This window comes from Filobacillus milosensis (genome assembly GCF_004402015.1).
GTDB lineage: Bacteria > Bacillota > Bacilli > Bacillales > Alkalibacillaceae > Filobacillus > Filobacillus milosensis.
Genome location: NZ_SOPW01000034.1, coordinates 1 through 7,416, shown reverse-complemented (window position 1 = coordinate 7,416; position 7,416 = coordinate 1). Strand labels below are relative to the sequence as shown.

Sequence of the window (7,416 nt, the reverse complement as noted above, 5' to 3'; positions counted from 1 at the left end):
AGCTCTTTGGGATAATTATTTTGCTTTTTACCCATTGTAAACACGTCCTTTAAAAATGTTATTTCCATTGTAAACATTTCGCCAGTTGGTGTGTCCACTTTTTATACTAACCCTCAATAGAATACTCTTTCTCGCGGATAGCAATGTCTGACTGGCGGATAGACCAAACAATCTAGCGGATAGAAGTACCAAATTGGCGGATAGCCGTCTAACTTAGCGGATTAAGCCACCCATCCATTGATTTACCAGACAAAATTTTGTAAAGTTAAAGAATCAACAAGGAAAGAGACTAGGTGACGGAATGTTAAAGATTTATAGTTTATTGTTTTTAGTGATGTTGATGTGGGGGCTAAATGTATCAGCGCTTAAGGTATTAGTAGAAGCGATTGATCCGATGCTGCTGACATCATTTCGAATTATGACTGCGGGGATTGCAGTCCTTATCATTAGTTATTTCATGGGGATATTCAGGCTGCCCCTGAAACATGAGTGGCTTGTCATCATTTATATAGCTGTGTTCAATGTGATTTTGCACCATTCGTTTATTGCGGTAGGTCTTAATATGACGACTGGGGTCAATGCTTCACTTATTTTAGGAATGATGCCTCTTGTGACGGTTATGATGGCGCTATTTATTTTACGTGAGCGTGTGTCATGGATTCGTGCATCTGGATTTGTATTAGGTTTTATTGGAATCGTGGTTACGACATTAGCTGGTGCCAGTGGGCTTGCAGGTATATCACTTGGTGACTTCATCATCTTTTTAGGTGTGGTCGTTCAAGGGTTTAGTTTTGTTTTAATCAGTAAGTTAAAACCCACATTCGACCCAAGGCTCGCAACGGGTTATATGCTAGTGTTTGGTTCCATTTTCATTTTTATATTAAGTCAGATTTTTGGTTCCAACGTGCAAGAAATTACAAATCTGGTAGATTGGCATCTTGGATTTGTATTTTTATTCAGTGCTATTTTAGCATCAGCTTTCGGTCATATGACATACAACTTTGCTATTAAAAAAGTTGGGCCGGCAGAGTCAGCAATATTTATTAATTTAAACACTTTATTTGCAATTACTGGTGCTGCGTTCTTTTTAAATGAAGTGATCATGATTAATCACATCATCGGCTTCTTGTTAATTCTAAGTGGTGTGTTTGTTGGAACCGGGGCATTGGAGTATTTATTAAGAAAACAAAAGAGGTAAAACTTGGCGTTATGCCAAGTTTTTTTCTTATTATCAAATGTTCTGATTTAAGTTGTACTTTTTATAAATTTTCCTCTTTACAAAGTTATGACTATCATTATAGAATGTGTGTAACGGGTTACATAAATCGTAACCCTATTAAATTATGAAATATGTAATCGGTTACAGAGTTAAAATTAAATATTTTAATAGGTGATAGATTATGACAACAATTCGAGATGTAGCGCGAGAGGCTAGCGTGTCTGTCGCGACGGTTTCTCGGGTGATTAATAGTAATGGGTATGTGAATGAGGATACTCGCAAGAAAGTTGGGGCGGCGATTGATCGACTCAAATACAAACCGAATTCGGTTGCGAGAAGTCTTTATAAAAAGGAATCGAAGACGATTGGAATTATCGTTCCTGATATCACCAACCCTTATTTCCCTCAATTGGTTAGGGGAGTGGAAGATCACTTGATTAAGAAAGGCTATACGTCAATTTTATGCAACAGTGACGAAGACCCAGAGAAGGAACGGTTGTATTTAGATGTGATGAAGCAAAAGTACGTGGATGGTGCGATTATTGTATCGAACACGATTGATGAACGTCTTCTTCAAGAATACGACATGCCAGTGGTGGCGCTTGACCGTTCGATACATAAGGATATTCCAACGTTTGCGATCGACAACCGAGATGGGGGACGTGCTGCAACCAAGCATTTACAGGATATTGGTTGTCAGAGAATCGCTCACATCAAAGGGCCGGAGCAGATCAAAAACGCAGAAGAGCGTTACACGGGATATCTTGATGTGGTGAAAAATCAAAGCTGGTTCCGAGACAGTTATGTTGTTCCAGGTGACTATGACCAGAAAAAATCGGCTCGAGCGACTATGGAATTACTTGAAGCACATCCAGAAATTGATGGAATTTTCGCAGGTAACGATGTGATGGCTTTAGGGGTATTAAAAGCGGCTGAGTCGTTGAACATCAATGTTCCTGAAGAGCTTGCGATTATCGGTTTTGATGGAATCGATTTAACGGAGATGACAACTCCAGAATTATCAACAATCTCTCAACCGATTTATCAAATGAGTGTGGAAGCGGCGGAAACTTTAGTTGCTTTAATTGAAGGAAAGACGAACGCTCAAAGCGGGCATGTTTTTCCATCCACATTAATCCAACGCCAATCGACAAACAGTGTAAAGGAGAATGTGACTTGACGGCTAGAATTACAGTCATAGGCAGTATCAACATGGATTTAGTCACAACAACTGAACGCTTTCCTGATAAGGGTGAGACACTGCTTGGCTCTGACTTTCAAACCATCCCTGGTGGTAAGGGAGCGAACCAGGCAGTGGCTGCAGCTAAGTTAGGTGCAGATGTAACGATGATTGGTTGTGTCGGTGATGATCCGTTTGGTGAACCGTTAATTAAAAATTTAGAGAAAAATAGAATTCACACGAGCAATGTGGAACCGGTTACAGGTGTTCCAACTGGAATTGCAGTCATTACAGTTGCAGAAAATGACAACACGATTATTGTCGTTCCAGGTGCGAATGATCATGTTACACCAGAAGTTGTTCGTCAAAGTGAAGAGGCAATAAAAGATAGCGATGTATTATTACTCCAATTCGAAATTCCGATGGAGAGCGTCAAAGAGGCAGTTCGACTTGCCGATAAAAATGACACAAAAGTGGTGCTTAACCCAGCGCCAGCGAGGCCGGTTGATTTAGACTTGTTAGAACAAGTTGACTATATTACACCGAATGAACATGAGCTTAAGATTTTACTTGATAGTGAAGAGAAAAAATCTTTTTATGATCAAAATCGTGAAAAATTCTTTGTGACACAAGGGTCTAAAGGTGTTCTTTATTATGACGGTGAAAAGGAAGTGCTTGTACCGGGATATGATGTCGATGTGGTCGATACAACAGGTGCGGGTGACACGTTTAACGGTGGATTTAGCGTGGCATTAGCTGAAGGCAAAACGCTTGAGGAAGCTTGTTGCTACGGTAATGTGGTTGGCGCACTTTCTGTCAGTCAATTCGGGGCTCAAACAGGCATGCCGCAACGTGAAGAAGTTATGAAATTTTTAGAGAAGCGAGTGTGATCAGACATGAAAAAACAAGGGATTTTAAACAGCGACATCGCTTCTGTTTTATCTAAATTAGGACATACCGATACGATCGTGATTGCGGATTGCGGGTTACCGATTCCGGATGGTGTTGAGCGTATCGATTTAGCTTTAACGCAAGGGACGCCGAGTTTTCTAGAGACGTTAGAAGCTGTTTTAGAGGATATGGAAGTGGAACATGTGACATTAGCAGAAGAGATAAAAGTTAATAATCCTTCAGTGAATACTAAGGTTCAGGAGCTTTTCACTGGCGAACGCGATTATGTGTCACATGGAGATTTTAAAAACTTGACGAAGGATGCGAAAGCGGTGATCCGTACAGGAGAGACAACGCCGTTTGCGAATGTGATTCTTCGTTCCGGGGTGATTTTTTAAAATGTCACAACAACCATTAATAGAAATGAAGGGCATTTCAAAATCATTTGTTGGTAATAAGGTTTTAGATAACGTTAATTTTGAAGTGCGTGCAGGCGAAGTTCATGCGTTGCTCGGTGAAAATGGTGCAGGTAAATCGACTTTAATGAAAATTTTAACCGGTATTTATCAGCGTGATGAGGGTGAAGTTCTCGTTAAAGGTGAACCGGTGCATTTTCAGAGTGCGAATGATTCAGAGAAAAAAGGGATAGCGGTCATCCATCAGGAGTTAAATATTATTCCCTATTTAACTGTGATGGAGAACATGTTTTTAGGTCGAGAAATTAAGTACGGAAAAACGGGTTTTATAAATAAAAAGAGAATGGTCCAAAAAACAAAAGAATACTTAGATCAATTAGGTGTTGAGATTAATCCGTTGGCAAAAGCCAAAGAATTATCAGTCGGCCAGCAGCAAATGGTTGAAATTGCGAAAGCGTTATCGCTAAACGCGGAGGTTATCGTAATGGACGAGCCGACTGCAGCATTGACTGATCGTGAAATTGAGCGTCTGTTCAATGTTGTTGAAAAACTTCGCGAGCAGGGAGTTGGAATCGTTTACATCTCACACCGAATGGAAGAGATTTTTAAAATTTGTGATCGAATTTCGGTCTTGCGTGATGGTGAGTATATTGGCACGCGTGAGGTTGAAAATGTTGAATACGACGAAATCATTAGTATGTTGGTTGGACGTGAACTTGGTACACTTTTCCCAGAGAGAGATACGAAAGTTGGTCAAGTGAGGCTGAAGGTCGAGAATTTATCTTCTGACATGTTTAATGATATTAGTTTTGAAGTCAAAGAAGGCGAAATCTTAGGTGTAGCCGGCTTAATGGGAGCTGGGCGTTCTGAGATTATGCAGGCACTATTTGGCTATCGCGATTTAGAAAACGGAAAAATTTATATTGATGGCCAGGAAACAAAAATTAAGAAACCGCTTGATGCAATTAAAGCTGGAATTGGATTTGTGACTGAAGACCGTAAAGAAGAGGGTCTTGTGTTAACCATGTCCGTTCGAGAAAACTTTACGTTAACGAATTTGAAAGATGTTTCCAACCAGTCAATCATTTCTGGTCAAAAGGAAAGCCAATTTGTAAATAGCATGATTAGCCGTTTTAACGTAAAAACATCAGGAATGGAACAGGAAGTCAAGTCGTTAAGTGGTGGTAACCAACAAAAAATCGTGATTGGGAAATGGTTAGGGATTAATCCGAAAATTTTAATTTTAGATGAACCGACACGTGGTGTTGACGTTGGTGCGAAAAAAGAAATCTATCAAATCATGAATGAGCTGACAGAGCAAGGTGTGAGTATCATTATGATTTCATCTGAATTACCGGAAGTGTTAGGTATGAGTGACCGTATTATGGTGATTCACGAAGGACAAATTGGTGCGGAACTGAATAGAGATGAAGCCGACCAAGAGAAAATTATGTTTGCTGCGACTGGAGGGGAGTAACGTGAAAAATAAATCACTTGGACAACTTGCGCAAAAACTAGGGCCATTGCTCGGTTTAATCGCTATCGTTGTGGTGCTAAGTATCATGAGCCCACAGTTCTTGGATTTAGATAACCTATTTAACGTGTTAAGGCAGATTTCGATTATTGCGTTATTAGCATTTGGTATGACATTCGTTATTTTAACCGGTGGAATTGATTTATCCGTTGGTTCGACATTGGCATTAGCCGGGGCCTTAACAGCTGGATTCATGGCAGGTGGCATTGATCCGATTATAGCCGTTTTACTCGGTGTTTTAGCTGGTGCAATTATGGGTGCATTTAACGGAATTATTATATCGAAAGGTAAGGTTGCACCTTTTATTGCTACATTAGCTACGATGACAATTTTCCGTGGATTGACATTAGTTTACACGGATGGCCGCCCTGTTACTGGATTTACGGACAGTGTCGCTTTTGAAATGATTGGACGTGGCTACTTCTTTGGAATTCCGGTACCTGTTCTAATGATGTTTGTTATTTTTGGTGTATTACTTTTTGTACTAAGAAAAACTGTATTCGGTCGCCACGTTTATGCTTTAGGTGGTAACGAGGAAGCATCGATTTTATCTGGTGTAAAAGTTAATCGCGTAAAAATCTGGGTGTATTCACTGACAGGTGCTTTATCTGCACTTGCAGGTATTATCCTGACATCACGTTTAGGCTCAGCATCGCCAAACGCAGGTTTTACGTATGAACTGGATGCCATCGCGGCGGTTGTTCTAGGTGGGACAAGCCTGTCTGGAGGCCGTGGTTGGATCTTTGGAACATTGGTTGGTGCCCTAATTATCGGGGTTTTAAATAATGGTTTGAATTTACTTGGTGTATCTTCAAACTACCAACAGATTGTAAAGGGGGGCGTCATACTACTAGCAGTCTTACTCGATCGTCAGAAGTCGTCGTAGGTTAGTGTTTTGGCGAAACTTTTATAAATTATACAACTAAGGAGGAAAACAAACATGTTTTCAAAATTAAAATTTGTTTTAATCGCGTTTTTAACAATTGGTTTATTAGCAGCTTGTTCAACAGAATCACCGACTTCAGGTGGGGACGATGAAGAAGCGAGCAAAGAAGATGACGGTAAAGTGCATATTGGTTTAGCGGTATCGACTCAAGCGAACCCATTCTTCGTCACATTAAAAGAGGGTGCTGAGGCGAAAGCAGAAGAGATGGGTGTCGAGTTAACAACAGTTGACGCAAAAGATGACGCAGCAACACAGTTAAGCAGTATCGAAGACTTAATTCAGCAAGATGTTGATGTTCTAGTGGTTAACCCAACTGACTCAGAAGCAGTTGTGACAGCAATCGAAGCAGCAAATGACGCTGACATTCCAGTAATTACAGTTGACCGTAGTGCTGACGGTGGCGAAGTTGTGTCACACATCGCTTCAGATAACGTAGCTGGTGGTGAAATGGCGGCCGACTACATCAAGGAACAACTTGGTGGCGAAGGTAAAGTAGTTGAACTAGAAGGTATTCCAGGATCTTCAGCTGCACGTGAGCGTGGAAAAGGTTTCCACAACGTAGTAGATGAAGAGAGCGGAATCGAAGTTGTAGCTAAGCAGCCAGCAGACTTCGAACGTGCGAAAGGTCTTACAGTAATGGAAAACATCATCCAAAGCACACCAGAATTTGACGCAGTATTCGCACACAACGATGAAATGGCATTAGGTGCCGTTCAAGCACTTGAAGCTGCAGGCATGAGCGACGTAGTTGTTGTAGGTTTCGACGCAACTGACGACGCACGCGCAGCTGTTAAAGAAGGTACAATGGACGCGACAATCGCGCAGCAACCAACTGTAATCGGTGAAAAAGGTATCGAAACAGCAGTTAAAGTTGCAAACGGTAAGAGCGTAGAAGATTTCATTCCAGTTGAATTAGAATTAGTAACAGCAGAATAATAGATATTATGGAGCTGACCGGATGTGATCCGGTCAGTTTTTTTCTTTACCAATAGTTTCAAGGTGGTGCAATCCGCCAGTTCTGGGTATCTATCCGCCAGGTAGGAGGGGCTATCCGCGAGATTAGTGTGTCAATCCGCTAAATCAAGTGTCCTATCCGCGAGATTGGACTATCTATTGAGGGTTAGTATAAAAAGTGGACACACCAACTGGCGAAATGTTTACAATGGAAATAACATTTTTAAAGGACGTGTTTACAATGGGTAAAAAGCAAAATAATTATCCCAAAGAGCT

The 7,416-nt window shown here is 40.9% G+C and carries 7 protein-coding genes; all 7 read left to right on the top strand.

Annotated features, from left to right (window positions below):
* Nucleotides 1–301 precede the first annotated feature (301 nt).
* The 7 genes from E3U55_RS16855 (at nucleotide 302) to rbsB (ending at nucleotide 7,122) form a co-directional block, all read left to right on the top strand.
* Complete coding sequence (locus E3U55_RS16855; protein ID WP_134341652.1) at nucleotides 302–1,198, top strand: DMT family transporter; 897 nt, start codon at nucleotides 302–304, stop codon at nucleotides 1,196–1,198.
* A gap of 202 nt (nucleotides 1,199–1,400) precedes the next feature.
* Nucleotides 1,401–2,399 carry a LacI family DNA-binding transcriptional regulator gene (locus E3U55_RS16850; protein ID WP_134341651.1) on the top strand — a complete coding sequence of 333 codons (999 nt, stop codon included), beginning with the start codon at nucleotides 1,401–1,403 and terminating at the stop codon, nucleotides 2,397–2,399.
* Nucleotides 2,396–3,289: a ribokinase gene (gene rbsK, locus E3U55_RS16845; protein WP_134341650.1), complete on the top strand. Its 894-nt coding sequence runs from the start codon at nucleotides 2,396–2,398 to the stop codon at nucleotides 3,287–3,289. Before E3U55_RS16850 ends, rbsK begins: the two co-directional genes overlap by 4 nt.
* Nucleotides 3,290–3,295: 6 nt before the next feature.
* Complete coding sequence (gene rbsD / locus E3U55_RS16840) at nucleotides 3,296–3,688, top strand: D-ribose pyranase (protein ID WP_134341649.1); 393 nt, start codon at nucleotides 3,296–3,298, stop codon at nucleotides 3,686–3,688.
* A gap of 1 nt (nucleotide 3,689) precedes the next feature.
* Entirely contained in the window at nucleotides 3,690–5,183 is a 1,494-nt protein-coding gene (locus E3U55_RS16835; protein ID WP_134341648.1) for a sugar ABC transporter ATP-binding protein, read from the top strand.
* Nucleotide 5,184: 1 nt separating this feature from the next.
* The gene (locus tag E3U55_RS16830; protein ID WP_228547603.1) at nucleotides 5,185–6,126 is read left to right on the top strand and encodes an ABC transporter permease subunit; all 942 of its coding nucleotides are present in this window, start codon (nucleotides 5,185–5,187) and stop codon (nucleotides 6,124–6,126) included.
* A 54-nt stretch (nucleotides 6,127–6,180) separates the two neighbouring features.
* On the top strand, nucleotides 6,181–7,122 hold the full coding sequence (gene rbsB, locus E3U55_RS16825) for a ribose ABC transporter substrate-binding protein RbsB (protein WP_134341646.1): 942 nt from the start codon (nucleotides 6,181–6,183) through the stop codon (nucleotides 7,120–7,122).
* Nucleotides 7,123–7,416 lie beyond the last annotated feature (294 nt).